Below are 25,666 nucleotides of genomic sequence, written 5' to 3'. Positions count from 1 at the left end.
TTCATTATACGTTAATAGTAGAAATTCACTCCTCCAATTAAAACTGCCCTGTTCAATTACGTTCGCAGCACAGCATACTTATCTATCGGTTGGGTTGCTGGTCGATCACCGGACTTTTCGCCACCTCTCCACCGGGAATTTCAAAATAATAGTCTACAGGTGTGTACCGGAATGTTTTGGTACTTACCCATTGGAATCGTGCATCAAAGAAGTATTTACCTGTTGCGGTGGAAAAAAACGGATACAATCCTCTGAACCTGAAGTTCTCGTTATTGCTGTATAAATTTTTATCCTTTTGTGTCCCCCAGAAACCATCCCGACCTTCAAAATGCAATACCCGCCAGCGACGTAAGTCCCATTTTGCCTTATGTTCAAATGCTAGTTCTTTACGACGCTCTCTTCGAACTATGTCTCTTCCGGTATTATCACCGGTTATTGTACCTGTAAGTAGATCTGCTCCTGCCCGCGAGCGAATCTCATTGACGGCGGTAGTTGCTGTCTGTAGCAGGTCGCTTCCATCGGTCGGGTTCGCTCCCAGCATTTTCAGCTCAACAGCTGCTTCGGCAGCATTCAACAAGACTTCCGCATAGCGCATCAAAATAAAGGGCTGATCGGATTTCCCTTCGCCAACTTCTTTTGCTGGATTTGTATTGAGCCATTTACGTACATAAAACCCTGTTAGTGTCGCTTCACCATTATCAAAGAATGGTCCTTCGTTTCCAGCGGCATTCATTTTTTGCCCATTGTAATCCACCGTTTGCTGTCCATTCCCATCTCTTGGACTCAGATATAAAGTCTTTGGTGAGCCCGAATAAGCACCCAGCTGTTGATAACGCGTATCTGCTGTAGCATAAGAATAATCTGAGAACAACGGTTTTATAGGGGTCTGACCGGTATAAACGCCTGCCCGTATATCCATTTTTCTTTCCTTGAAGATATCGTCAGGAAAAATAACATAAGCACGCAAGCGGGGTTCCGCGTTTTTAAAGAAGTCCATTGGTTTGTCGTACAGTTTATACTCCCCCTCCTTGTTGCTTTGTCCGGTAGTCACTTTGACAGTTCCGTCAGGGTACTTGTCAAATCCATCAAACAACTCCATAAAATCCACCGTAGGACAGGTGCCGGCAGAAAGTGGTGACCGAAAGGTGAAAGGCGAGCTAAACGCATCAAAACTATGTGTCAACGTCGGATAAACATATTCTTTGACGTAGATATTTTCCGGGCTACTGAGGTCACTAAACATATCCACCATATTTTGATATTGCGCATCTTTATCGTTCGCTGCCCATTTCTTTTTATACAGAGAATAGCCTCCAGCCGTTATCACTTGTCGGGCAGCAGCATAGGCTTCTGCAAAGTACTTTTGTGAAGCGGTTTTTGCTGTAGTGGGGTCAAAACCGATAACCCGTACACCAGTTTTCCTTCCGAGTCCTGTCAAGCGACCGGAAACAGTTTCATTGTATTTGGCCACACTTCCCGCATAGAGCATGGCTTCGGATTTAAAAGAAAGGGCGACAAATTTATTAGAATAACCAGTTTTAGGACCTTTTGGAAGCATTAATTTGATTGCTTCATCATAATCCTTCAGGATCTGGTTCCAGGTATCTTCTTCCGATGCACGGGGGACTTCTAAGTTTTCCGAAGTGTTTGGATACTGCAAAACCTTCGTCACTAATGGAATCCCTCCAAACCGTCGGGCCATCGCGTAAAATACCGTTGCCCGAACATAATATCCTTCACCTAAATAATGGTTGTAAAGATCTTCAGAAAACTTGTCCTTGTAATTGGGTAAATTCTCGATCAAATGGTTTGCATCCCGAAGTAATTCGAATGCTCTCTCCCAATAGGCTGTCCTTTCACCGGTAAAGGAAGTACTAATGCCATCCCTGGTCACAGCTTCCCCAGTTCCTTCAATGCCGATGGCAGCCAACCAGCCATTGAATTCTATTCCCCATTGTGCCATATATTTGAAATCTTCAAAAGGCATTAGGCTATACATCCTGGCCATGTAAATATCCATGCCAGCGGGACTGTTCAACAGATCTTGATCTGTAACCACATTTTTGGGCGTAATATCGAGATCGGCGCAACCGGTAAATCCGATTGAGCCAGCTAATGATAATATAATGAGTAGTTTTTTCATTGGAATATTTTTTTGCGTGCTAAAAAGTAAGCGATAAGCCTAATGAGTAGGTCTTATTCAATGGATACATCCGACCTAAGTCATCATCCGGATGTTCTGGATCCACAAATCGTACGCCTGTTATTGTAAATAAATTATAGGCATTCGCGTACACGCGTAAACGCATCGTCGACGAAGGCTTTAGATTTGAGAAAGTATATCCTAGTTCCAAACTCTTCAATCTCAAGTAAGCTGTACTGACGCGATTGAATTCAGAGTTTTCCTTTGGATATCTTCCCGTAAAGGCATAATATCCTTTCACCCATGCTGTTGCCGGATCGTAGGGATCAGCGGAAGGATCCACGGGATGCCAGCGATCAAGATATTGTTCCAGCGTTCCGCCGCCATTTGATCCCCAGATTGCATAGAGAGGTTCTTTATACTGCATGGAACCGAGAGCAGACCCTTGCAATAATAAGTTCATATCAAAATTTTTGTAGGAAGTCTCAAGGTTCATACTATAGTTAACCCAAGGTGTCTGATTAAAAGCAAAAGGATGCTCATCTTGACCATTGATTTCACCGTCGCCATTCCAATCCAGGTATTTATAATCTCCGGGCAATACATCACGTTCCTTATAAATCGGGTAACTCCAGATATCTGCCCAATTTTGGTATCTACCGGCAGACTCGTAACCAAACTCTATCCCTTGATATCTATTGTTCAGGTTATCATTACGCCAGCGAGCATAGGAATTGCTATAAGGTCCATTTTCAACGGAAACCAAATATTTATTCCTTGTCACCGTGGCGATCGCACGAATATTATAGGAGAAATCATTGATTCTATTGCGATGTTTCAATTCCAGTTCTAGCCCCATATGACGATCACTATCCGCATTTTGCAATGGCGGAACAGCCCCGATTACTGTAGGGAATTCGCTTTCAGGACGCTTAAATATCCCTGTCCGTGTCCGTTCGAAATAATCTAAAGTAAAACCAAATAAACCATTCCAACCTTCAAAGTCTATACCGGCATTGAATGTTTTTGCAGTAAACCATGTAATTAACTCGTTTGCAATAGGTTTACGCGTAACTCCAGTGACGTATTTACCACCAAAAATATAACCCGGAGCATACTGATTGTTATAGCCGTTTTCGGCATTTCCGCTAGTTGCTGGATAAATATAGCCCGGTAACCAGCCAAAATCCCAGTCTTTGAACTGATCATCACCCAATGCGCCATAACTTGCTCTCAATTTTAACTGATTGACAAAAGAAAGTGCATCATTAGACTTGAAAAACGGTTCTTCAGAGACACGCCAGCCTACTGAAGCTGATGGAAAAAATCCCCATTGATGCCCTTTTGCGAAACGCGACGATCCATCATACCGAAACTGGAATTCAGCGATGTATCGGCCTGCAAAATCGTAGTTCACCCGCCCAAATAAAGCCGATTTCGCTTCGTTGTAGTAATCACTGATCGCGCCATACATTGAAGTCATCTGACCGTCTTCTACGCCAGCGAGCAATTGATCAGAACCAAAAGCAAGATTTTTCAGTCCATAAAAGTTATCGCCGTCACTTTTTTGTGATTCCCATCCCACAAGTCCGGATAGCTTATGTTGCTCCCCAAACGTTCGATCATAATTCAAGATAAATTGCCCCAATACCTGTTGTTTATCGAAAAACTCCCGTTTCATTTGATTCGGGCTGCTCAGATTATAGAGTTTCTGATCATATTTACCCGTTGTTTTATTCAACGCATATTGATAATATTCCTTTCTGAATAGGGAATTGTTATCCGTACGGTAATCATAACTAATCAATGCTTTTGCGGAAAACCCTTGCAGAAGAGGTGATAAATTACTCAGATCGTAGTTCAGCGCAGCGGAGGATTGAAAGGTCTTCTTTTTGAATTTGCGGTATCCGGAAATATCTGCATCCATCATCGCGACAGTATTTTGTTCTAAATCCAGTCCCTCATAATTTAACAAGGTATTTTCGGGATCAGCATACGCGGCGAATAACATCCCCTGTTTCCAATAGTTTCGAATAATATCAACAGAGCTGTTATAGGGATTATTTTGCTGATCGACCATACCACTAATATTCAGATCCAATTTCAATCCCTTGGCCAATTCTGCCGAAATATTGGAACGTAGGTTGTATTTATTATAATTGAGATCACCTGATTTAAAGAATCCTTGTTGATAAGAATAGCCCCCGCCAATATAATACTGAACTTTATTACTACCGCTAGAAAAGCTAATATCGTGCTGAGTCTGCGGTGCATATTTGGAGAAGATTAACGAGGTCCAATCTGATGAACGTCGTGTCCCATTTCTAAAATCTTCGAAATCTTTTTCCGTATAAATAGGACTACCACCATTGATGTTGTTCATGGACTTCTCATTGTAGATCGTCATTGCGCTGATCGCATCGGCCAATACAGGCAGACCCGAAGGCCTTTGGAAGGTATAAGATCCATTATAATTCACTGTGGTCTTCCCTTCCTTCCCTTTTTTGGTTGTAACCAAAACAACACCATTAGCCGAACGCACCCCATAAATTGCTGCCGATGCATCCTTTAATACCGAAACATCTTCAATATCACTTGGATTCAGGCGTTGAAAGTCTTCGCTCGTACGAGGAACCCCGTCGATCACAACCAGTGGAGCACCAAGTCCACGAATGTCGAAATTAGCACTGTAGGCACCCGGCTCTGCACTTCTCTGCCACACGCGTACGCCGGCCACACGACCCGTCAGCATATTCTGCGGATTTTCATTTTTCGTCTGCCTCATTTCCGTCCCCTTTACGGAGGAAATAGCTCCTGTAAGAGACTGCTTTTTCTGCGTTCCATAACCGACCACAACAACCGTTTCCAACTGTGTATCATCGCTTTGCAACACAACATTAATTATGGATTTTCCCTCAGTAAGCTCTTCCTTAGCGTTGAAACCAAGTGATTTAAATAAAAGCTTTTTCCCTTCCGGAACACTAATAGTATAACTACCATCCGCATCAGTCGTTGTTTCAATGCGAGTACCGGCATTCTGAACCGATATTGTCACTCCGGCAATAGGCTTATTGTTACTATCGAGCACTTTTCCACTGACATTCTTCTGTTGTGCCCATCCGATGGACGGAATGCCCAGCGCCATCAGCACGAGCAGCGTGCTGAGTCGCCGCCTTGATTTCCCTATATCCTTTTTCATCTTAATAAATTGGTTTTTAAATAGTTATTATACTACCTGATGTATTTCATGAGCTCGAAAGCCCGATTTTTATTGGTATTCGTTTTTCTTATTCACAATTGTTTATGCCGATCTTTTGTTCATCGCACTATCTGCCGGCCTCATATTGCGATAGCATCGCATACTGTGCCGCATAAGCGAACATGAACATCCCTTCCAGGTTATTTTTGTCTTTGTCCGCATGCCATCCTCCAAGAAGGTCCTGTGGTAATAAACCGGAGCGCAAAAAATGGCTATACCCGTAGTCCAAATTCTGCTGAAAGGTGTCCATATAACTTCCCGCTTTTTCAAAGACTGGAGAAATCTGAAGAAACCCCCGAAGTAATACACCATTAAACCAGTTGTTAAACCCGTCCGAAGCATAGGTATAATGCTCCGAAACCTGTGAATCAGGCCTGGCAAAGTACCGGAAACTGGCATTCGCGAGTTCCTTTCCTTCTTCCAAATAGACCTTAGATCGGGTCGCGCGGTACAGATCAGCAGCTCCAGAAATCATTGTTCCGCTGTTGTAGGAAAAAGAGGTTCCGACGGCTTTCCTTAATTGGGTATTTTTGCGGTATTTTACGCCATCAACAATTTCGTAGGCAATGCTACAATCTGGATAACAGTCGCCCATCATATCGTCATAGACACCTTTATTATTCAATAAATTATCTTTTTGCCAAGCATAAATCCTTTTAGCAAAATCCAAATAAAAATCACTTTTTCGGATCATTTTAGAACGGCGGGATTGTTTATCCTTGGCATCAATATAATTGTATGTTATCTGGTCCTTCTTTTTCTTATAGATTTCATGCAGCCAGACCAAAGGGCTAACCATTGGGGCATTGCTACAGGCATGTTTGGTCACATATCCGGGGCCCCACGGGATTCCACCGTTCTCATTCCCTTGATCATTGCGGGTACAGTCCCATCCATCCAGGACGTAAGCTGTTAGATATTCTGCTTCTTTCAAATAGGTATCTTTACCGGTCAGGTGATAGGCTTCTATCAACTCGCGTATCATCCACATTTGATCGTCATAAACATTCAGGATACCTGTTGCGTTAGCTCCGCCTTTTTCGCGCGCACGGTCCACCGCATATACTGTCCAGTCCTTAGTTTGTGTAAAAGAAATCAGGTTGAATTTCCCCAAATAATAAGCAGCATTTTCATGGAGCTGGGCCAACAGGTCAACATAGCGCTTATAATGTTTATCAAATAGGCCATGATTCCCCTTTTCTTTTTGCAGTCTGAGACCACTCAATATCGCATTGACAGCTTCTATTGAAGCGGAATACATCCATACGCTTGCCTTTTCTTCGGGACGCACCTTTGTATCCGGGTTATAAAAACGATACATGGCTTGCCTGTCGGCTGAGAAATAAACTTCCATGGACCGATCAACGAGTTCCATCGCACGGACCAAGTTTTGCTCTTGAACAGACTGAAAGTTATTGATATTGATAACAGAAAAGGAGGTTCGTGTTTCACCGTGCGCGTGCCGAACAATCATCATTGATACGGAAGCAACAACAATTAATTGCAGCTTTTTAAAGACTTTCATAAGTAAGATTTCGATTTATAATTAGTTCGAGTTCCCACTGGAAATACCTGCAGGAATTCTAACGCAAGGTAATGTCGAATGATTAATTTTTGGGTTAAAATCGGGTTAAAACGCAAAAATAAAACAATAACCCAGCGACTATTTTTTTATAGCTTAATAGGAGACACAAATGCCTGTCGTGATTGTAACGTAGCTTTTATTTTATTGCGCGCATTTTTTTGCATACTTTTAATCCTGTAAGATATTGATAAGGGATATCCTAACCGTTACGATTTCATAAAAAGCCGACAAGGAACAATCTTTATATTGAACAGCTCATTGTCGACAACTATTGGTTTAAGTTTTTTTGATTGCGCTATGCGACGCTGTATATTATATATTGTTTTTTTACTTTTGATTCCGATACTTTCCCGATCTCAGGGGCTCAAGTTTAGAGCCGGACATGAACCTATAGATAAGCGAACCTCCTATGAATTATTCGACAAAAAGGATATTTCTTTTGAAAAGCAGTTTACCCTAACATTCCAACTATCCATTTATTCATCAAACTCATTAGGCAATATCTTCCGTGTCAAGAATAAAAACAATAACACGGTTTACAATCTATTTTATGATGAGGAGGCCGGAAATTGTATCTTCCGTCTGAATGAAGAAGGCAAAAGTAGCCTGATCATTGCAAAAATAAGCCAACAGCGACTATTTAGAGAAGAGTGGATTGATATCCAATTGACTTTCAACCTTCAAGATCAACTATTTGAACTCAAAATACAAGATCAGACTTTTCAGTCTCCAAAGGTGAAACTACCGCAGCAATATAGCCCTCAGGTTATTTTTGGAAAAAGTGATTACCTGATCGATGTACCAATGATGTCCATCAAAAATGTACGTATTGGAAATAAAAAAAATAATTATTCCTTCCCGCTAAAGGAAAATTCGGGGCATATTGTCCACGATGAAAACGGTACGGCTTATGGGCGTGTCTCCAATCCAACCTGGCTGATTGTAGATTCTTACAAATGGAAAAATATTTTTACTGGCAATTCCCCATCACAGGCCGGTTCTAGTTACAACGAGCGCACAAAAGAGATTTATTATTTTAATCAGGATTCCATTACCATATTCAATGTAAAGAACAATCAGACAAGGAAACTCGCTTTTCCTAACCCCTGCCCTGTCAAACTGGTTTTAGGAAACAATTTTATAGACTCGACGACAAATAAACTATATGTCTATGAGCTTTTTTATACGCAACCTTACTTAGGTCCCACTGTCGCCAGTCTCGATCTTGAAAATTTCGAATGGAAAGTTGAGAGCGACGACCTGATGAAAAAAGAGCTAAACCATCATGGTTCTTTTTATGATGAAAGACATCGGCAGTTCTATATTTTTGGTGGTTACGGAAATATGGCTTATAGTGGCGAATTTAGACGTTATTCCCTAGACTCCAGTAAATGGCAAACCGTAGATGGATGGTCAGGCGATAAAATTTTCCCACGCTATTTTCTGACGGCTGGACAAGGACCTAAGGATCGGACAGCTTATATATTCGGTGGTATGGGAAATGAATCCGGTGAACACATTGTCGGACGAAAATATCTTTATGATTTCTATCAGATTAATCTGGACAGCAAAAAAATCACAAAAAAATGGGATATCGTTTGGAAAGACAAACATATTGTACCTGCCCGTGGTCTGGTCTTCCCTGATAGTGCTCACTTTTATGCCTTATGCTATCCGGAGTATCTGACTAAATCCAATATCCAACTTTACCGCTTTGCTGTTCAAGATGGAAGTTTTGACATATTAGGAGACTCTGTCCCGATCTATTCAGATAAAATAAGTACGCATGCCCAACTTTATTTTGATAAGCAATTGGGACGGCTTTTGATATTGGTTCAAGAATCAAAAGATGACATACAATCTACGCTAAAGGTTTATTCGTTAAATATGACGCCAATAACCCTCGCTGAATTAAATAGCTTCCCCACATACCTTTCAAACCACAAGGTACTCTTATTGTTGATCTTGTTTGGCACATGTGGGCTTGGCGCTTACTTTATCTGGCGACGAAACCGAAGGAAAAGAAGCATGATCCATAGAACTGAGGAACCAACACTTAGGACGGTTCCAATAACAGTAACAAATCAATTACGACAAAATGATGAATATATTCGCGCTAATTCAATTTTTCTATTTGGCGAGTTTCGTGCTTTTGATCGCAATAAACGCGATATCTCCTATTTATTTAGTACAAAGCTAAAGCAGGCATTTTGCCTCATCTTGTCCCATAGGTCCGGAATCAGCTCGCAATATTTCAGTCAGCTGATGTGGCCTGACAAATCAGAAGATAAGGTAAAAAACTCGCGCGGAGTTACGATCAACCATTTAAGAAAAGTGCTGAGCGAGTTTACAGGAATAGAACTTGTACATAAGCAGGGCCGATTCATTCTTGAAGAAACAGATGAATTCTATTGTGATTATGTCGATTGTATCCAATTGATGGCAAACCCTTCCAATATCAATGAAAGTAGATTAATTCAGATCATTCAAAGAGGTAAGTTTTTACAGGGATTGGATCAACCTATATTTGATGCCCTAAAAACTGAAGTTGAACAAAATTTACTTCCCATTTTACTGGCAGAACTTCAGCAGGCGGATCTCGGACACCAATATAAAAAAAGTATTGAGCTGGCACATACGATTTTCTTATTGGATCCCTTAAATGAACAGGCTTTATTTTCTGAAATAAGAGCGATGTTTGCTTTAAATCAACAGCATGATGCCCGTATTAAATTTCAGCAATTCTGCCTCAATTATAGACAGCTAATGAATGAGGACTTTCCACACCACTTGGATAAGATTATATAAATAAGGCCAATCATACGGCGAGGTATGATTGGCCTTATTTATATCACCACCGAAAAATTTAGGAGACCAATACCTCGCGATGACGTTTTACGAATTGCTTTTTGAGCAGATATAGTTTATAATGATCATACAAACCTATAATCAGCAACACGAAACAAACGACATAAAATGTTTTATTGGACAGGTAATTAAAGGAAATTCCGCTGAGTAGTCCTCCTATTACATAACTTGTGACAATGGTCAGCAACAAATGAAACTTATCCACCAAATCTTTATTGCTTCTATTGGCTTCTTTGGTGAACATGGATATCAATATCGCCAAATCGGTCGTCAATCCCGTCAAATGGGTTGTTTTCACAACGGAATTGGATATACTCGCCGTCAGTCCATTTTGCAGGCCCATTGCAAACAATAAGGCTCCGACCAATATTTCGGTTTCCTTTAGCGAATCTTCATAAAAAAGATCGAGGTATATCCCGACAAATAATATACTTAATATCTCCAGCACCAATGGTATCGAATGCGTCAGGTATGCGCTGAACTTTCCCTTTCCATGGATGATAATCAAATTGGAAAACATGCTTCCAATTAAAAACAACAAGATCCAAAACAAAACAACAGCGCCCTGATACCAGTTTCCTTTCGCTATCTCCTGTGCAAAAACGGCATAATATCCTGTTACATTAGATGTAAAGGAAAAAAATACAATAACAGAAGCAACATTGACCATGCCGGCTGAAAATGCCGTTAGTCCACCCAGCTTAATATTGTCTTGAATCGTCCGATGGTTGCTATATTTCCTTAGCATATTTTTCCTTTCCTCCTTTTTTCAGCACGATACGTGCTATTCCTTTAGTTTGCATATCCAGGTTGAGATGTAAGACGAGCTGGTTTTTATTCAGTTTCTGAATAATAAAGCTTTCTACAAGCTCATTATTTTTACGCAGCTCAAGGATATGTCCCCTTCCTTTTAGAAACCAGTTATATTGTTTATCCTTATGGTGGGCAACAAAATTCTTCTCACCCATTCTTTCAAAGTGCCAAAGGCCATCCTGTAGTGGCGGCAGATGTGCAATCGCAGCATCCTTAATTTCTTCGTGGATAATCGCCTGTTTTTTGAAAGTTGGTGATTTTTCTACCTTTTCAAAGTACCACCCCTGTTCTTCCCACTCTCCTTCCAAAAGCCTCTCGGGGTTTTCATAAAGCATAACCATTGACGACGCCCCGAAAAGCAACAGTGCCAAAAAAACAAAGTTGAATCTCGCCAGTATTTTTCTTTTAGTAATTAACATCCCATTTTTTATTAAAAAATAAATCCGCCAAGACACTCCTTCCCGTTTTGTTCGTTGCCGGCTTTTCGACAATATTCACATGCTTACGCTTAGTCTTGTTCAAATGCAGCAATGCCTGTCCAACATCAAAGAAATGTCTCGTTCTTTTTTCAAATTGATAATCCGTAGGAATCTTGACCTCGTCAATTCGCGCTCCAGTCAGATAATGATGTAAATAATTGGGATTGTCTGTACCGATAATATCTGCGTAAATATTCAGTTTGCGGTTTTCATATCGATGGCAAATCATCTGACAAGCCTTTAAAAAGTCTTCAGATTGAAGATCATTGAGCCGGTCCTCCAGTGTGATTCCTAATAACTCACTGATTGAAGTGCTGCTCTTATTTCCGTAAACCAAAATAATATCCAGCTGTTCGGCCTGAGACTGCTCGATGCTATGGATTACAAAAAAAAGAGAATCAATTGTAAAATCACTTGGAATCAATACACGCGTTGTTTTTGCCATACCCAATTATTTTTTTAACAAAGTTAATTGGCGCGCATGGCAATGGCATGAAGCTAGAATTAGCTTTCCATTAGAATTTTAACAGACTTATTAAAATGAGATTAAAAATACAGCACGAATTAAAATGAGATTAAAACCGAATGTATGTTGGCAGTTCAATCTCTACGGTTGTACCCTCACCAACCACAGAATTAACCTTCAATGTTCCACCGTGTAGTTTGATTATATTTCTCGCCAATGGAAGGCCGATACCGTATCCATCGATTCCACTCGTATTGGAAGCCCTAAAATAGGGATCATAAATATATTCTAATTCTTTTGAAGGAATCCCGATTCCCTTATCTTTTATCAGAATAAACACTTTATTATCCAACGCCCCCAGAGCGATATAAGCTGTCCTATTAGAGGAATATTTACAGGCATTGCTAATGATATTGGATAATGCCAGTTGGAGTAAAATTGCATTTCCATTGACTTTAAGCCGCATACTATCATCAGGTAACAGACTAAAATCAGTCGTAATTTTAAATTTATCGTTGATGGCTTTAACCGTCAACTCGGCATCCATAACAATCTGGTCTATACGAACAGGATTGAACGTTGTTGAATTGCTTACAAAACCTGTGCGGGCTAACAACAAAAGTGCTTTGGTCTTTTTTTCTAAATGTTCAGCTGATTCAATAATTTTACCCAATGTACGTTGATATTCATCAACTGTTCTTTCTTTCGAGAGCGCCAGATCAGCTTGTCCGATTATTGAGGTCAGCGGCGTATTCAACTCATGTGAAGCATTACTGATAAAGTTTTTCTGGGTTTCAAATGAAGTTTCCAAACGCGTCAACATGTTGTTGAATGTAAATGCCAGATCATGAAGCTCACCCTTATATTTCTCTTCGTCAAGCCGTTTATCGAGATTCTCAGAACCAATCTGCTGGACTTCTTTCATCATTGTGAGGATAGGCTTCAAAAATGAACGTTTCATGAATACTGAAACCAACGAGATAAAGAGGATACCCAAAATCAAACTAATAATGAGCAAATTACGCAGGTAAGCCAAGTGATGTGTATAAAAGTAATTTTCAGCCGATGCACCGATAATATAATTTTTATTGTTTTTTGAGAAGTACTTTGTCGAATAGAATTGATGTCCAGCTTTGAAATTTGATGTTCCGGTCTTATTAATTTTATCCCATAACGCTGAATGAAAGCCCTGACTTCTTAAAATCTCCCCGTTCTTATCAAATTCAACAAAAAATTCATGTTGATTATTTAGATTTTCTATAAAATCCAAACTCCACTGATCCGTTTGAGATGCAGATTTACCATTGAGGAATTTTTCCGCCGCAATATTTCTCCGCAGATCCAGGCGTTTATAGAAATCCGTAAAAGCAAAGTTTGTAATCGAATAAAAGATAAAGCCAACGAAACAGCTGACATATATAACTAATATTGCTATTAGATAGATGAGTTTCCTATTGTAATTATTCATTTTAACCTATTCTGCATTCTTAACCAATTTAGTCTTCGATTTTTAACACATAGCCCATTCCGATAACCGTATGGATCGCTTTTTTGTTGGTTACCTTCTCGATTTTCTTTCGTAGGTAATTAACATATACATCAACGACATTTGATCCGATATCAAAATTAATTCCCCATATTTTATCCAGCAACTCACTACGCTCAAATACTTTCTTAGGGCTTTGAATGAATAGTAGAAGTAACCGATATTCGGTACTTGTCAAGTTAAGCTCCTGACCTTCGCAATAGGCAACTTTTTTGTAATCATCAATCGTTAGAAACCCATAATTAAATGTATCTTTCGAAGGTTGTGCTTCGCGTTGTGTTGCCTGAACTATGGATTGCTGTCTACGGATCAACGAACGTATTCTGGCCTTGAGTTCGATTAGTTTAAATGGCTTGGAAAGATAGTCATCGGCGCCATTATCAAGTCCGAGAACCACATTTTCGGGTGTCCCAAGTGCTGTTAACATCATGACTGGCAAATCGGTATACCCCCATTGCCGAATCTGTTTGCAGATATCAAGTCCATTCGTACCCGGCAAAAGAATATCCAACAGAACAAGAGCAACATCTTGTTTGGCCAATAATTGTTCGAGTCCTTCTGAGCGTCCAAGATGAATCACCCTATAACCTTCTTCCCCTAAACCCTGAACGATTAAATCTGCAACGTCCTGCTCGTCTTCAACCAAAATAATTTTTTGTTCCTCCATATTCGTCATAATCTATTTTTCCTGTTATCGCTCCGCATCCAAACCATAAAAATACTGTTTTGATACTATAGACACAAATCCCTTAGCCGTGATAAAGGGCAGCAGGGCTAGATATATCAAAAGAAGTGATTGTTTCCGCAAACAGCGCATCATATACAGGAATAAAAATTGAAAAACTATATTTGTATAACAAGTAATACGGCAGTTTACTTTACGGAATTATCTGTTATAGTTCATTTTTTAACCTTAATCAGTGCATGGTTTATTGGTTTTTAGACGTAGCCCCCATTCCTATTTATATGACGGTTAGCGCTATGCTCTGCTAAGCTCACTTGTGAATTGACTTCTTCGCTCTTCTTACGACGTTTGTTAGCGGATTTATCCTCTGCGACACCAATTTTCCAAAAGGAATAAACGTAAAGTTCTTCCCTTTTCCAACCAAGATCCTTACGCAAATAGTTTCGTATTCCTCGAACGGTTGAAAATTCGGCAGCAACATAAGCTAACCGATCCGTCTATCCTGTATCCCATCAGAGATCGATTAAAATATCCGCATTAATTTTTCAATTTGCTTGGTGGAAATCCAAATTTTCGTCTAAAAGCGTCTGAAAAATGACGCTGATTTTTATACCCAACGGCATCAGAGACTTCACCAATGGTCATATTTTTGTCTAGGATGAGTTTTTTGGCATGTTCCATTTTTGCGTCATTCCAAAAACCGAAAACTGTTGTACCAAAAAGCTCCTTAAAGCCCTTCTTTAATGTAAACTCATTTGTCCCAACCAGATGAGCCAGATTGACAAGTGTGTTATTTGAATCCATATTATTCAATAGAAATTCACGGACCGCATAGATTTTATCGACATCAGACTTTTTAAGCGTCGTGTTCGAAAGGCTATTGTCGGCTAACTGCTCCAACTGAAGCAGCAATAATTCCATGATCTTCGCTTCGAGAAATATTTTTTTAAAAATACCCTTACGTTCACAATTTATGATACGATCAATAATAGCATGCATGTCATGGGTAATTCTTCTATTAATATCTGTCAATAAGCCAGATTTTCCCTTTTCAATACTATTTCTAAAGTCATTAAATAAGATGGAATTATCGGGTAAAAATTTCTTAAAAAAATCCGGAGCTAAATTTATCTCACATATCTGGAATTCCTCACACTCCCATTGCATCTGACCACAGAGCGAATTGCCGTAAAGAATATTGTGTTGGTAAGTTCCAAAATCTATGGCTGCAGTTAACATCTCCCCTGCAGCCCGGCTTCTCCCCTTCAATGCAAAATGCATCTCAACCGTCTCAAAGTCACTTTCAAAACGAAACAGTATCCGTTCATACAGATTTGCATGACCAAAGCCAATATGGACTCCATCAAAAAAGATTTCTTTGTAATAGCCTTCACCAAATGGAGCTTCCAGTTGTGTGACGCATTCCTGAATACCGGCATCGCTTGAAAAGAACCTCTGCGGATAGTTTCTTTCCAACAATAAACTAGCCGAATCAATATCATAAAGTCTTAATCCCATTCCATATTTCTTTAAGTTTCAACTATTCCTTTTCACGGACTTTTTACTCCTCATTGCATACCCGACGATAGTACTTTTCCTATTATCTTTGACTAAATTACAAATTTATTTAGAATGATTCTTAATTATTTAATACCATTTGGCGTATGCAAAAGAAAAATATCAATCTTGAGCTGTCGTTAACAGATGACATCGACATGCACTTAATCCCGGATAGCATCTATAATAATATCAAAGTCGGTAATCCTCTGGCGAGTAAGCTTGATGTTATTTATGCGGCAGAGAAAGCGATGGTACTGGACTTTGCCTGGGAATTTCCTAAAGGCCTGGACACTTTTGTCCATGATGAACGCTACCCACTTTCTGTTGAACAAAAGCAACAAATTAATTTAGCACGGATATATTTAAAAAACACGCAAAATACGACATCTGGCATCGATATTTCGAGTTCTGACGTATTTTAGTGAGCTATCTACCGGGAAGTAAAGAAGGGGGAAGCAAAATTTAACCCCATTTGAAAAAATCGAATGGGGTTAGAAAAAGCAGTTAAACTTAGGAACTATTCAGGGATTTTTAGCAAAGAACGGTGCTCCGCCAGCCAATTTCTTGCCGCATCAGCTTTATCTCTTTTTCCTTCCATTTGTACCAAGAGATCCGCCATCGTCCCCTCATCAAAGTGGATGTGTGAAAAGAGATTTGCCAATTCCGGTTGATCTTCGCCAAAGTCTTTGCGTGCAAAGATTTTAATCTTTTCTGTACTTCCCAATGTCTTTTTAGGATCGTTTAAAAATTTCAATTTCATCTTACCAAACATCCAATGGGGCTGCCAACCCGCCACGACAATCCACCTATGATCCTTAATAGCATTTTGCAGCTCAGTAATCATCGCCACTGTGGATGAATTTATGTGTCTGTAATTCAATTCATAATCTTTAACAACCTGATCTACAGCCGCTGTAATCCCTGCGCCTTTTTCGATCCCAATAATGCTATTATTGAATGCTGCTTCATGCTCTTTCAATTGACCGATATCATCAATGGAAACATAATCGGGCACTACAAGACCATTGCGTGCGGAAGCATAACTGGTACCTATTTCCTTTAGATTTGGGAATTTCGCTACCTTAGCGCCATGTGTCAAAGGTAGCCAGACATCCATATAAAGATCTGTATCGCCATTATTCATCGAAGCCAAGATCATATCTGGGGTAGCACGCTGTATAACCACATGATACCCTTTCTCCTCCATGATCGCTTTGGCAATATAGGTCATCGCAACCCCCTCTGCCCAACCGTCAACCATCCCGATATGGATGATATTATTCTTCTTGCCACTATGACAAGCCGAAAACAAAAGCACGATTACACAGCATACTAGTATCCTAATTTTCATCATTATTTATTTTTTATTTACAAAACCTTGTGTTATCCGGTCTAAAATAATTGCTAGAATCACCACGGATAGTCCACTTTCAAACCCAAGGCCTATGTCAAGATTATTGATTCCCTCAAGAACTCTTTCGCCCAAACCGCCAGCAGCAATCATCCCAGCGATAACAACCATTGACAACGATAACAATATTGTCTGATTGATCCCGGCAAGAATGGTTTTAGTTGCCAAAGGCAATTCGACCTTAAATAAAATCTGCCGATTGGTTGCTCCAAATGAACGGGCAGCCTCAACAATATCCTTCGGTACCCCATCAATACCCAGCGTGGTCAAGCGAACCGCTGGGGGCATGGCAAAAATGATCGTAGCAAAGGCACCGGGTACTTTTCCGATACTAAAAAACAGTACTGCTGGTATCAGATAGACAAAAGCAGGCATCGTCTGCATTAAATCCAATAAAGGCCGGATGATCTTTGCTGCAAATTTATTTTTGGCCGCCCATATCCCCAGCGGTACAGAAATAAGTAATGCTGTCACGGTCGCGACCAGCACCAAAGCCAATGTCTCCATTGTTTCCGTCCAAAATCCCATCAGATAGATCAATGTCAATCCCAGGAATGTGGTCAGCGCAACGCCTTTACCGGATTTCCACCAGGCCAATGCGGTAAAAAGTGCGATCATCACGAAAAACGGGGTCGCGATCAATAACCATTCAAGACCAAGAATAGACGTATTTCCAGTGTTTTTGATCAGGTCAAAAAATGGTTTTAGATTGTCTGTCAACCAATTGACAGCGATGGCTATATATTGTCCTATGTCGATTACTTTATTCATATCTATTGATTATTTGCTTGCTCTTTTAATTCTATGATTTCCTCTTCGTTGTATTTGGTCGCCTCAATAATTAATGAAGTCTGGGTTACGATTCCCAGTAAACGGTTGTGTTCATTGACCACAGCAATGGGCGATCGCACTTCTGATATCAGAGGTAACATTTCCTCCACAGTCACTTCTTTTGATACAGTAGGAACATTTGCGTGAATGATGGCCTCAACGGTCGGTTCTTTGCGCTTGGCCGACTGGATCACTTCGTTGATATGCACAAATCCGAAAAAATGATCATGCACGTCCACGACAGGTAATATATCTATACCTGAAGCACGCATTTTGCGCAGAGCACCTTCGGGACCATCTTTTTTGAACCGCACAACAGTCGGTTTCTCAAACATCAATGAGCCTGCAGTAATAATTGCTTTCCGATCCACTTTTTCGACAAAAGCTTTCACATAATCACTTGCTGGGTTCGTCAGGATATCCTCAGCAGTACCAATCTGCTCAATTACTCCGTCCTTCATAATGACGATACGATCGCCTAATTTGATGGCTTCGTCGAGATCATGGGTAATAAAGACAATTGTTTTTTGTAGCGTATCCTGTAGTTCAAGCAGCTGATCCTGCATTTCGGCTTTGATCAGAGGATCCAGTGCCGAAAATGCTTCATCCATCAGTAAAACCTCAGGATCATTGGCCAAGGCTCGGGCCAATCCCACGCGTTGCTGCATCCCGCCGGAAAGTTGAGCTGGCAATTGCTGTTCGAAGCCGTTCAATCCAACGATATCAAGAGCCTTTTGCGCTTTTGCTTCACGTGATTCTTTGTCCTCCCCTCTTATTTCCAGTCCAAATGCAGCATTACTCAGCACCGTATGATGCGGCAGCAAGCCGAATTTTTGAAAGACCATACTCATTTCTGTCCTGCGCACTTCCAAAAGCTCTTTATTATTTTTCCCGGTAATATCTTCGTCATTGACAAATACCTTTCCAGAGGTAGGCTCATTCAATCGGTTTAAACAACGAAGTAAGGTCGATTTGCCGCTTCCCGAAAGCCCCATGATCACAAAAAACTCACCTTCATGGATCTCGAAATTCGCTTTGTTGATCCCTATGGTACATGCCGTTTTTTCTAATATTTCTTTCTTCGAAAATCCTTCGTCCAATAATTTCAAAGCCTGTTTCTTTTGTTTACCAAAAACAATGGTTAAATCTTCAACTTTTACCTTTACCTTCCTAGTTTTATCCATTTTTTATTTTTTTTAAACATAAATAAAACAAAAGAGCATGAGTAAACCACTAAGGCTGCATACCTACGTAGTTTTCATTCACATAAAATATCCCTACAGTTGAATTCGTTTGATCGAAATTTTAAACTTCAGTTCAATCTACTTATTAACTAAGACGCTTTACTCTCGGTTCGATAAGAGCAACGATGAAAAAGAAACTAATCTTTTAAAGATGAGCTATGCTAAACATAGCTCCAAAATATACTTCAACAAGTACAACGAACAACTTCGACTGTGCCTCAAAAAGGCTCCAGTCCTAGCGGAATAAACTCACGCCATTCTGTCTTTTGACAGCACAAAGGTACGAAAAATAAATTAAACACCTTTTTAACCACATAGACAACTCACTGTAAGTATGTTATAAAAAACACCAAACAAAGTAAAAATAGGTGCTAGTGACTGCTAAAACAGACTATCCCGCAATCCATATTGTGAACACAACGAACTAGCCTTATTTGCAAAAGCATGGCGGTAGTAATCCGGCAATTTTCCATCTGCACCAAATAGTCGCTGATACTTTTGTAATAGCTGAGGATAATGTTTTCCGATAGCGCGCATGACCAATGCGCTATTGTCCGCAGGATCATTTCCGTATAGGGCGAGCGTAGCAGGAAAAACATAACTTGCACCAATAGTCTGAAAAGTCTGAAATAGCAATTCCAGACTCGCCCCAGTATCCGATATATAGGGCAACAGTGGCATCAGACTGACTCCACTATGGAGTCCGTGTTCACGCGCTTGCCTTAATGCTTCCAATCGTAGTGAAGGCTTGGGAGCCCCCGGTTCGAAAATACCGGCAACGCGATCATCTATAGTAGAAAATGAAAAGGTAACAAACGCCTTATGTGTTAATTTTGACTGAAGATCTTCAGGAAGTATTGCCGCTGCATCAATCTCTCTTAACAAATCAAAATCCCGGGTAACTAAGTTCGACTTCGTAATAATATGTATCGGAAAACGATAGTGCAGGATGACTTCCAGCAACTGTCGGGTAAGCAATTCGGACTGTTCCAGCTGCAGATACGGATCTGTAGCAGAAGAAAGAACGATAATTCCATACTGTTTTTTTCGCGCACGCAGAGACAACTGTTTTTCCAAGAGTTCGACAGCATTGCTTTTCATACTCAATTTTTCAGCCATGTTTATCCCGTACTTACTTCCCCTGATATAGCAATACAAACAATTGAAAGAGCAACCACTATAGGGATTCAGCGTATAATCGTCAAGAAACCAAGGGTCTCTTCGTTTGGTCTTATTGAGAATGGATTTCGCAATTAAACGGCGCATAATATCCCATTCACTCTAAAACGTTCTACCCATACCTCTTGATGCAGGCCACACCTCCTTAAAACCATATTGCGCATAGAGCTGGAAAGCAACACCATCTGCGATCAAACTGACATAACAGCTGTCAGGGAGGTTTGAATTCATATATTCATCAAGTTTCTGCATAATCAGTTTTCCAAGCCCTTTTTTCTGATGTTCAGGGAGCACACAGATGTCAACGACCTGGCAATGGCAAGCACCATCGCCAACAATCCTACCCATACCTACTATTTCATTATCATTGTCCTCATCTAAAATAGCCACGCAGCATAGGGAATTTTCCATTCCTAGACGTGCAGCTTCCTCCGTTTTTGGAGATAACCCTGAGTGTTCCCTTAAAAATTGATAGCGCTTATAATCTATCTTCTGATATACGGCTTGATAATGCATAGTAAAATGATCAGTTTATTCGCTATGAAATTATTCATAATAATACATTTTTCAAAACCGCATTGATTATACAATACTAAAAAACACATAAATAGTTATTCTAAAATACGAATTCCAGTTGGGGATCAGCACGCTATTTTTCCTTAAATTAGCTCAATTATCTGGTTTTCGCTGTATTTTCACGGCCGGAAAATCACTTCGGAGGGGCTAATACCCCTAAAAAATCTCTATATTCAGTGGATAATCGCAAATATTTAATTTTCAATGCATAATAAATATTTTAATTCATTACCTTTATAGCATTGAAACAAAACTCAACACCAGCCATGTTTATCGGCGCTGTCAAATGGTTCGACAATAACAAAGGATTTGGTACCCTTGCGTTACCTTCCGGAGAAGAACTCTTTGTGCATATACGCAGGTTTAAAATTCCTCCGGAGCATATTATTCAGCCTGCTGAGGTAATAGTCGGAGACAAGAAGTCTGACCCCAAGCGGAGCGGTTACTTAGCCCACAACTGTAAAATCCTCAAGAGACCTGAAGATTGGAAATTTGTCATCTCTCTCTTTGAAAAGGATCATACTGTACTCATCCCCGATAACCACGGCCACGAGCAAAAGCACAACCTCACCTCATTAGCAGCAAGACAATTATTACGAACCCAAGGCAAAGACAACGTAGTTTCCATGTTGACCTCTCATTTTGATGTCCGTTTCAACAGCTCCATTTTCTTAGCTTATGCTGAATTGCTTGACAAAAGTATCTCAGGTATTTTTGAAAAAGAAATAGCATCTGAACTTCTCGCTCAGATTTTCTCATACTTTGGAAACCATGTTTCACATCAGATTTTATTCAGGGTTTGGAAAGAAAGGATGTTCAGGTATATTGGCTATCCAGCCGATGGCGACTATGAGATTCCAGAAGAAGTGCTTAATCTGAACGCAACTGAGATAAATTACGACGATTTAACACGAATCAGGGCTTATAGTTTTGGTAAATCTTTCTGTAACGATTTTGTAGAAGCATTATTTGACGATTTGGAAACAATGGACAAGCAAGATGTCGAGCCCTTGATTCCCTATATTGATTTCCTTGAAAACGAAGATTCTATTGAGAAAATTAATCTAATCATGCAGTAAGGTGAATTGAGAATGGGAATAACAATCGTATTTATTGCTATACTCGTTCTTATACTCATGTTAATTATTCGTTCCAAACTGCCCATAACTCAAAAAATAGCAGTATCAATCGGCACCATTTTACTGCTCTTCTTCCTACTTGCTTATCTATTTATCAGCGGATTCGACAGTGGGAGAACACCGAAAAAAACAGCAGAAGAATTAAATCAAGAAGAAAAAAAATAAAACAACAGTCTTTCAAATATTAAGATAAACGAGTAATTTAGTTAGCGCAAAGCGACCATTAAAACAAGATAAAGCTGTAAGATTAATTAAATTAAAATAATGCCAGAATTATTATTCACATTACTAATCAGACTCTTACCGAGTCATTATCATATAATTGACTCTTTCCGTAACGACGATGACTTTTTAGCGGTACTGCTTCTGATGGGTTCATTCGTGTTTCTGGCACTCACGGTCATAAGCATCCTTCTTGGTTTACTCTTTGTAGCAACAATCATCCTGCTTATTAGCGCTGGCATTATCTCAACATCGGTTATCGTCGGATTACAACAGCGGTCCGTAACCAAAGGATTCAAAACCCTATTCCTTTCTTCAGCCATTGTGGGCAGCACTATAGTTTCCGTTATATTTTGCATTTTCCTCAATGCAGTTTATGATTGGCACAGCAATAACATGGCTATTCTAATTGGCATCGGCCTGGGCATTGTTTTGGGTATAGGATTAGGTTTACTCGCCTTCAAAGCCATGACTGGACTTGTCAGGTTTTTGACGAATAAATACCGGAAATAACACCCATCTTCGCAAATTATCTCCTTCCTATTCCACATATTTAAACCGAAGAGCCGTTAGACTCGCCTTATCACCATTACCTTCGATCAACGAAACACTAATTTTATACCGCCCTGTCTTGCTGAATTTCATCCAGCCCCAAGGATACCAATTATATACATGCGCCGATTCCTGTTGGTTCTGTACAAGTTCTCCTGCCGAATTTTCAATACGCCACACCATCCGTCCTTGGCCCGCATAATTCATGTCTATCTGATAGTAGCCAGGCTTTTCAATAACTATTTCATAGGATAACCGGCTTTTTTCTGTCCATTTACTGGCCTGAACGACATGTTTCCATTCACCAAATTTCTCCATCCAGGATTTCCCTTCTTTCGTACAGTTCACCACCTCTCCAAAATTAACAGGAATAACGGTTTCGAGCGCAGGATCAACACCCAGCATTTTTTCGACCTGCGGCGTACCGTCTACCTTAATCTCAATAACGGACACCATCTTATCAGGTGCGATTCTTGGAATGTTAATTTTAAGCCAGTCCTTTTCAAGCGTATAATTTAATTTTTCCTGATTGTCCGTTCCCATGAGTCTGATGGACTGTACCCCTTTGCTCAATCCCGGAACGTATAAGGCTCCATCGGTAGGCCAATGATAGACCAGTAAGGAAATTCGATCCCCCTGTACGGTGGCGTCGCCCCAGGGTAGCGCATGTTTCCAGGGCGATGCTTGCGCACCGTATACGGTTTCTGGATAACGTTTGATCCAAGCACCCGCATTGCGCAGGGCTAAACCCGCCTGATCCGGAATAGAACCATCCGGTTTCGGACCTACGTTCAACATATAGGTACCTCCGCGTGCAACAGTTGATAGCGTTCGTTGCAATAGCTCCTGACTACTCTTCCAGTTGTTATCATACCAAGCGTAACCCCAGGAATCATTGGTCACATCAACAGTTTCCCAGATACCATCCACATTCTCCCTGGGCACTTCCATATCTCCTAGCGTGGAGTAATCGCCCAGCCCATGCCCTACCCTTCCGGAGACATAAGCGCCAGGTTGATTTTTATGCACGAGTTCTACGAGTTTCTGTGCATATTTTTTGTCCATTCCACCCGGTGTATCAAACCAGACCAGTTCTATAGGGCCATAGCCTGTTGTAATTTGCTGTACCTCAGGGTAACATTTCTCCCAAAAATAATCGTCAAAAGATTTCGCTTTCCCCTGCGCATCCAGCTTGGGTCCTCCGTTTCCACCGGGATAAGTCCAGTCCTGATTTTGAGAATAATAAAATCCAAAACCAATGCCACCTTCCTTACAGGCTTTAGCCAATTCAGTCATCGGATCGCGTTTAAAATCCGTCGCATCAACAATATTGAATGGGTTCACTTTCGAATGAAACATCGAAAATCCATCATGGTGTTTACTGGTAATAACGATATAACGCATTCCAGCATCTTTCGCCAGCTGCACAATAGCCTTGGCATCAAACTGATCCGGATGAAAAGAAGACGCTGCCAACTTATATTCCGTAGGGGGAATATTCGCCATGCTCTTGTTCATAAGCCATTCTCCGATTCCATAATAGGTTTTTCCCTGCCATTTATTTGCTAATTGGGAATAAATACCCCAATGAATAAATAGGGCATATTTGCCTTCTCGAAACAGCTTTCCCCTATTTTGTGAAACAGCACTTTTCCCGCCGGCACCATCCCACATCTCTTCCATTCGTTGTGCAAGGGCATGATGTGTACATAATATACTGACTGCTACCCCGAATACGATCGTTTTAAAACTCATCGCTAAAAACTTTGATACATCCGGATACAACATTATACCTTAGGCATACTATACCCATTTTGATAACTTTTAGCCAGATAGCGATCTGCATCCTTATCATTGAAAGTGCGCTTATTTTTATCCCAGTACAGCTTCTTTTTGCTTCGATAAGCAATATTCCCCATCTGGGAGAAAATGGCAATATGAGCACCCGCCTCAATCGGCGCATGCAGTCCTTCACTGGATTTATTGCGAACAGCTTCTATAAAATTGACCATATGCTTATCCAGTCCATTATCTTTTGAAGGTTGAAAAGCAACAGCCTCCATACGACCTTTTTCGGGGATAACCTCCCAGCCTTCACGATTGACCACCAATGTGCCATTATTACCGATAAAAGCGACCCCATGTGTTTTTTGATAAGGCCCTAGATCTATTCCTGTTGCCTGTTCCCACTGGACATTGAATCCGTCAAACTCATACACGGTGGTTAAACTATCCGGAGTTTCAGCCGCATCATCAGGATAAGCAAATTTTCCTCCGGCAGCCATAACGGATACCGGATCGGAAACTTTCATTCCGATCAGGGCATAGTCCAGCATATGGACGCCCCAATCCGTCATCAGCCCCCCCGCATAATCCCAGTACCACCTAAAATTAAAATGAAAACGATTGGGATTGAAAGCCCGTTTTGGAGCTGGCCCAAGCCACTTGTCATAATGAACACCGGCAGGAACCGAAGCATCAGGCAGCACCGGAATGCTTTTCATCCAACCTTGATACGCCCAAGCTTTAACCAAACGGATTTTACCCAGTTTTCCACTATGGACAAAAGCCATGGCATCCCTAAAATGCTGCTGGCTCCGTTGCCATTGTCCAACCTGCACCACACGTTTATATTTTTTTGCTGCAGCGACCATGAGCTCGCATTCCCGAATGGAATTCCCAATAGGTTTTTCAACATACACATCTTTTCCCGCTGCAACCGCATCTACCATCTGTAGGCAATGCCAATGATCTGGCGTAGCCACGATCACGACATCCACATCGTTTGCTTTGAGCAGATCTTTATATTCTATATAAGTTTTGACCGTAATATCTCGTTTTTTTAACTCTTCGGCCCTATTCCGAAGTATATTTTCATCTATGTCACAAAGCGCAGTACACTGGACGCCGGGCACCTTCAATATCGCATTTAGATTAGACCAGCCCATTCCATTTACGCCGACCAGCCCGACACGCACAGTTCCAGATTGCCTACCGAAAACAGGTGTATTGGCAAATAGCACTGAGGCTGTCAGGATTCCGGTATTACGGAGAAAATCTTTTCTTTTCATTGTTTAATTTGGTTTAGTTTTGTATTATTTTGATTAG

At 40.6% G+C, this 25,666-nt stretch carries 21 protein-coding genes and 1 pseudogene; 5 read left to right on the top strand and 17 right to left on the bottom strand.

Going from position 1 to position 25,666, the window contains the following annotated elements; translation table 11 throughout:
- Positions 1-82: 82 nt before the first annotated feature.
- The 3 genes from G6053_RS08975 to G6053_RS08965 form a co-directional block, all read right to left on the bottom strand.
- A complete protein-coding gene (locus tag G6053_RS08975; protein WP_108632410.1) occupies positions 83-2,143 on the bottom strand; it encodes a RagB/SusD family nutrient uptake outer membrane protein in 2,061 nt (686 codons plus the stop codon).
- 19 nt (positions 2,144-2,162) lie between these two features.
- Positions 2,163-5,342: a TonB-dependent receptor gene (locus tag G6053_RS08970; RefSeq protein WP_165306230.1), complete on the bottom strand. Its 3,180-nt coding sequence runs from the start codon at positions 5,340-5,342 to the stop codon at positions 2,163-2,165.
- A gap of 127 nt (positions 5,343-5,469) precedes the next feature.
- A complete protein-coding gene (locus G6053_RS08965) occupies positions 5,470-6,927 on the bottom strand; it encodes a glycoside hydrolase family 76 protein (RefSeq protein ID WP_206531905.1) in 1,458 nt (485 codons plus the stop codon).
- Positions 6,928-7,320: 393 nt separating this feature from the next.
- Between G6053_RS08965 and G6053_RS08960 the strand changes: the two genes are divergently transcribed.
- Positions 7,321-9,795 carry a DNA-binding transcriptional activator gene (locus G6053_RS08960; RefSeq protein ID WP_165306229.1) on the top strand — a complete coding sequence of 825 codons (2,475 nt, stop codon included), beginning with the start codon at positions 7,321-7,323 and terminating at the stop codon, positions 9,793-9,795.
- 58 nt (positions 9,796-9,853) lie between these two features.
- Here G6053_RS08960 and G6053_RS08955 read toward each other — a convergent pair whose 3' ends face one another.
- The 7 genes and pseudogenes from G6053_RS08955 to G6053_RS08925 all read right to left on the bottom strand — a co-directional run bounded on the left by G6053_RS08955 (position 9,854) and on the right by G6053_RS08925 (position 15,362).
- A complete protein-coding gene (locus G6053_RS08955; RefSeq protein ID WP_108632413.1) occupies positions 9,854-10,603 on the bottom strand; it encodes a YoaK family protein in 750 nt (249 codons plus the stop codon).
- On the bottom strand, positions 10,587-11,087 hold the full coding sequence (locus tag G6053_RS08950) for a hypothetical protein (protein WP_165306228.1): 501 nt from the start codon (positions 11,085-11,087) through the stop codon (positions 10,587-10,589). The genes G6053_RS08955 and G6053_RS08950 overlap by 17 nt, the downstream gene beginning before the upstream one ends.
- On the bottom strand, positions 11,074-11,592 hold the full coding sequence (locus G6053_RS08945) for a hypothetical protein (RefSeq protein WP_108632415.1): 519 nt from the start codon (positions 11,590-11,592) through the stop codon (positions 11,074-11,076). The genes G6053_RS08950 and G6053_RS08945 overlap by 14 nt, the downstream gene beginning before the upstream one ends.
- Before the next feature lie 130 nt (positions 11,593-11,722).
- Positions 11,723-13,081, bottom strand: coding sequence for a HAMP domain-containing sensor histidine kinase (locus tag G6053_RS08940; RefSeq protein ID WP_108632416.1), 1,359 nt, complete (start codon positions 13,079-13,081; stop codon positions 11,723-11,725).
- A gap of 28 nt (positions 13,082-13,109) precedes the next feature.
- Entirely contained in the window at positions 13,110-13,826 is a 717-nt protein-coding gene (locus G6053_RS08935; protein WP_108632933.1) for a response regulator transcription factor, read from the bottom strand.
- A gap of 272 nt (positions 13,827-14,098) precedes the next feature.
- Positions 14,099-14,320: pseudogene (locus G6053_RS08930) on the bottom strand (hypothetical protein); the annotation flags it as partial.
- Between the two features lie 61 nt (positions 14,321-14,381).
- Entirely contained in the window at positions 14,382-15,362 is a 981-nt protein-coding gene (locus G6053_RS08925) for an AraC family transcriptional regulator (RefSeq protein WP_165306227.1), read from the bottom strand.
- Between the two features lie 146 nt (positions 15,363-15,508).
- On the opposite strand from G6053_RS08925, the gene G6053_RS08920 reads away from it, so the two are divergent.
- Positions 15,509-15,826, top strand: coding sequence for an ABC transporter ATP-binding protein/permease (locus G6053_RS08920; RefSeq protein ID WP_108632419.1), 318 nt, complete (start codon positions 15,509-15,511; stop codon positions 15,824-15,826).
- Between the two features lie 95 nt (positions 15,827-15,921).
- On the opposite strand, the gene G6053_RS08915 is transcribed toward G6053_RS08920, so the two are convergent.
- The 5 genes from G6053_RS08915 to G6053_RS08895 form a co-directional block, all read right to left on the bottom strand.
- Entirely contained in the window at positions 15,922-16,758 is an 837-nt protein-coding gene (locus G6053_RS08915; RefSeq protein ID WP_165306226.1) for a glycine betaine ABC transporter substrate-binding protein, read from the bottom strand.
- 3 nt (positions 16,759-16,761) lie between these two features.
- Positions 16,762-17,586: a proline/glycine betaine ABC transporter permease gene (locus G6053_RS08910; RefSeq protein WP_108632421.1), complete on the bottom strand. Its 825-nt coding sequence runs from the start codon at positions 17,584-17,586 to the stop codon at positions 16,762-16,764.
- Positions 17,587-17,588: 2 nt separating this feature from the next.
- Positions 17,589-18,830: a glycine betaine/L-proline ABC transporter ATP-binding protein gene (locus tag G6053_RS08905; RefSeq protein ID WP_165306225.1), complete on the bottom strand. Its 1,242-nt coding sequence runs from the start codon at positions 18,828-18,830 to the stop codon at positions 17,589-17,591.
- 441 nt (positions 18,831-19,271) lie between these two features.
- On the bottom strand, positions 19,272-20,156 hold the full coding sequence (locus G6053_RS08900) for a radical SAM protein (protein WP_165306224.1): 885 nt from the start codon (positions 20,154-20,156) through the stop codon (positions 19,272-19,274).
- Between the two features lie 15 nt (positions 20,157-20,171).
- Complete coding sequence (locus G6053_RS08895) at positions 20,172-20,585, bottom strand: GNAT family N-acetyltransferase (protein ID WP_108632430.1); 414 nt, start codon at positions 20,583-20,585, stop codon at positions 20,172-20,174.
- A gap of 302 nt (positions 20,586-20,887) precedes the next feature.
- Here G6053_RS08895 and G6053_RS08890 point away from each other — a divergent pair, with 302 nt between their 5' ends.
- The 3 genes from G6053_RS08890 (at position 20,888) to G6053_RS08880 (ending at position 22,519) form a co-directional block, all read left to right on the top strand.
- Positions 20,888-21,724 (top strand): cold shock domain-containing protein, encoded by an 837-nt coding sequence (locus G6053_RS08890; RefSeq protein ID WP_146190972.1) that lies wholly within the window; start codon positions 20,888-20,890, stop codon positions 21,722-21,724.
- A gap of 12 nt (positions 21,725-21,736) precedes the next feature.
- Positions 21,737-21,949, top strand: a complete 213-nt coding sequence (locus G6053_RS08885) for a hypothetical protein (protein WP_108632432.1) — start codon at positions 21,737-21,739, stop codon at positions 21,947-21,949.
- Positions 21,950-22,048: 99 nt separating this feature from the next.
- A complete protein-coding gene (locus G6053_RS08880; RefSeq protein ID WP_165306223.1) occupies positions 22,049-22,519 on the top strand; it encodes a hypothetical protein in 471 nt (156 codons plus the stop codon).
- A gap of 27 nt (positions 22,520-22,546) precedes the next feature.
- Here the strand turns inward: G6053_RS08880 and G6053_RS08875 are convergent, their stop codons facing one another.
- Both G6053_RS08875 and G6053_RS08870 read right to left on the bottom strand, forming a co-directional pair.
- On the bottom strand, positions 22,547-24,313 hold the full coding sequence (locus G6053_RS08875; RefSeq protein WP_206531904.1) for an alpha-L-fucosidase: 1,767 nt from the start codon (positions 24,311-24,313) through the stop codon (positions 22,547-22,549).
- Between the two features lie 32 nt (positions 24,314-24,345).
- Positions 24,346-25,629: a Gfo/Idh/MocA family oxidoreductase gene (locus G6053_RS08870; protein WP_108632434.1), complete on the bottom strand. Its 1,284-nt coding sequence runs from the start codon at positions 25,627-25,629 to the stop codon at positions 24,346-24,348.
- Positions 25,630-25,666 lie beyond the last annotated feature (37 nt).

The sequence above is a fragment of the Sphingobacterium sp. DR205 genome, assembly GCF_011064245.1.
GTDB lineage: Bacteria > Bacteroidota > Bacteroidia > Sphingobacteriales > Sphingobacteriaceae > Sphingobacterium > Sphingobacterium athyrii.
Note: the sequence above shows the minus strand (reverse complement) of the source record. Positions and strands in the feature narration are given on the sequence as shown.

What these genes read in the sequence shown, in the direction of transcription:
- G6053_RS08975 (WP_108632410.1), bottom strand. Translation starts at nt 2,143, where the DNA reads ATGAAAAAACTACTCATTATATTATCATTAGCTGGCTCAATCGGATTT.
- G6053_RS08970 (WP_165306230.1), bottom strand. Translation starts at nt 5,342, where the DNA reads ATGAAAAAGGATATAGGGAAATCAAGGCGGCGACTCAGCACGCTGCTC.
- G6053_RS08965 (WP_206531905.1), bottom strand. Translation starts at nt 6,927, where the DNA reads ATGAAAGTCTTTAAAAAGCTGCAATTAATTGTTGTTGCTTCCGTATCA.
- G6053_RS08955 (WP_108632413.1), bottom strand. Translation starts at nt 10,603, where the DNA reads ATGCTAAGGAAATATAGCAACCATCGGACGATTCAAGACAATATTAAG.
- G6053_RS08950 (WP_165306228.1), bottom strand. Translation starts at nt 11,087, where the DNA reads ATGTTAATTACTAAAAGAAAAATACTGGCGAGATTCAACTTTGTTTTT.
- G6053_RS08945 (WP_108632415.1), bottom strand. Translation starts at nt 11,592, where the DNA reads ATGGCAAAAACAACGCGTGTATTGATTCCAAGTGATTTTACAATTGAT.
- G6053_RS08940 (WP_108632416.1), bottom strand. Translation starts at nt 13,081, where the DNA reads ATGAATAATTACAATAGGAAACTCATCTATCTAATAGCAATATTAGTT.
- G6053_RS08935 (WP_108632933.1), bottom strand. Translation starts at nt 13,826, where the DNA reads ATGGAGGAACAAAAAATTATTTTGGTTGAAGACGAGCAGGACGTTGCA.
- G6053_RS08925 (WP_165306227.1), bottom strand. Translation starts at nt 15,362, where the DNA reads ATGGGATTAAGACTTTATGATATTGATTCGGCTAGTTTATTGTTGGAA.
- G6053_RS08920 (WP_108632419.1), top strand. Translation starts at nt 15,509, where the DNA reads ATGCAAAAGAAAAATATCAATCTTGAGCTGTCGTTAACAGATGACATC.
- G6053_RS08915 (WP_165306226.1), bottom strand. Translation starts at nt 16,758, where the DNA reads ATGATGAAAATTAGGATACTAGTATGCTGTGTAATCGTGCTTTTGTTT.
- G6053_RS08910 (WP_108632421.1), bottom strand. Translation starts at nt 17,586, where the DNA reads ATGAATAAAGTAATCGACATAGGACAATATATAGCCATCGCTGTCAAT.
- G6053_RS08905 (WP_165306225.1), bottom strand. Translation starts at nt 18,830, where the DNA reads ATGGATAAAACTAGGAAGGTAAAGGTAAAAGTTGAAGATTTAACCATT.
- G6053_RS08900 (WP_165306224.1), bottom strand. Translation starts at nt 20,156, where the DNA reads ATGCGCCGTTTAATTGCGAAATCCATTCTCAATAAGACCAAACGAAGA.
- G6053_RS08895 (WP_108632430.1), bottom strand. Translation starts at nt 20,585, where the DNA reads ATGCATTATCAAGCCGTATATCAGAAGATAGATTATAAGCGCTATCAA.
- G6053_RS08885 (WP_108632432.1), top strand. Translation starts at nt 21,737, where the DNA reads ATGGGAATAACAATCGTATTTATTGCTATACTCGTTCTTATACTCATG.
- G6053_RS08880 (WP_165306223.1), top strand. Translation starts at nt 22,049, where the DNA reads ATGCCAGAATTATTATTCACATTACTAATCAGACTCTTACCGAGTCAT.
- G6053_RS08875 (WP_206531904.1), bottom strand. Translation starts at nt 24,313, where the DNA reads ATGAGTTTTAAAACGATCGTATTCGGGGTAGCAGTCAGTATATTATGT.
- G6053_RS08870 (WP_108632434.1), bottom strand. Translation starts at nt 25,629, where the DNA reads ATGAAAAGAAAAGATTTTCTCCGTAATACCGGAATCCTGACAGCCTCA.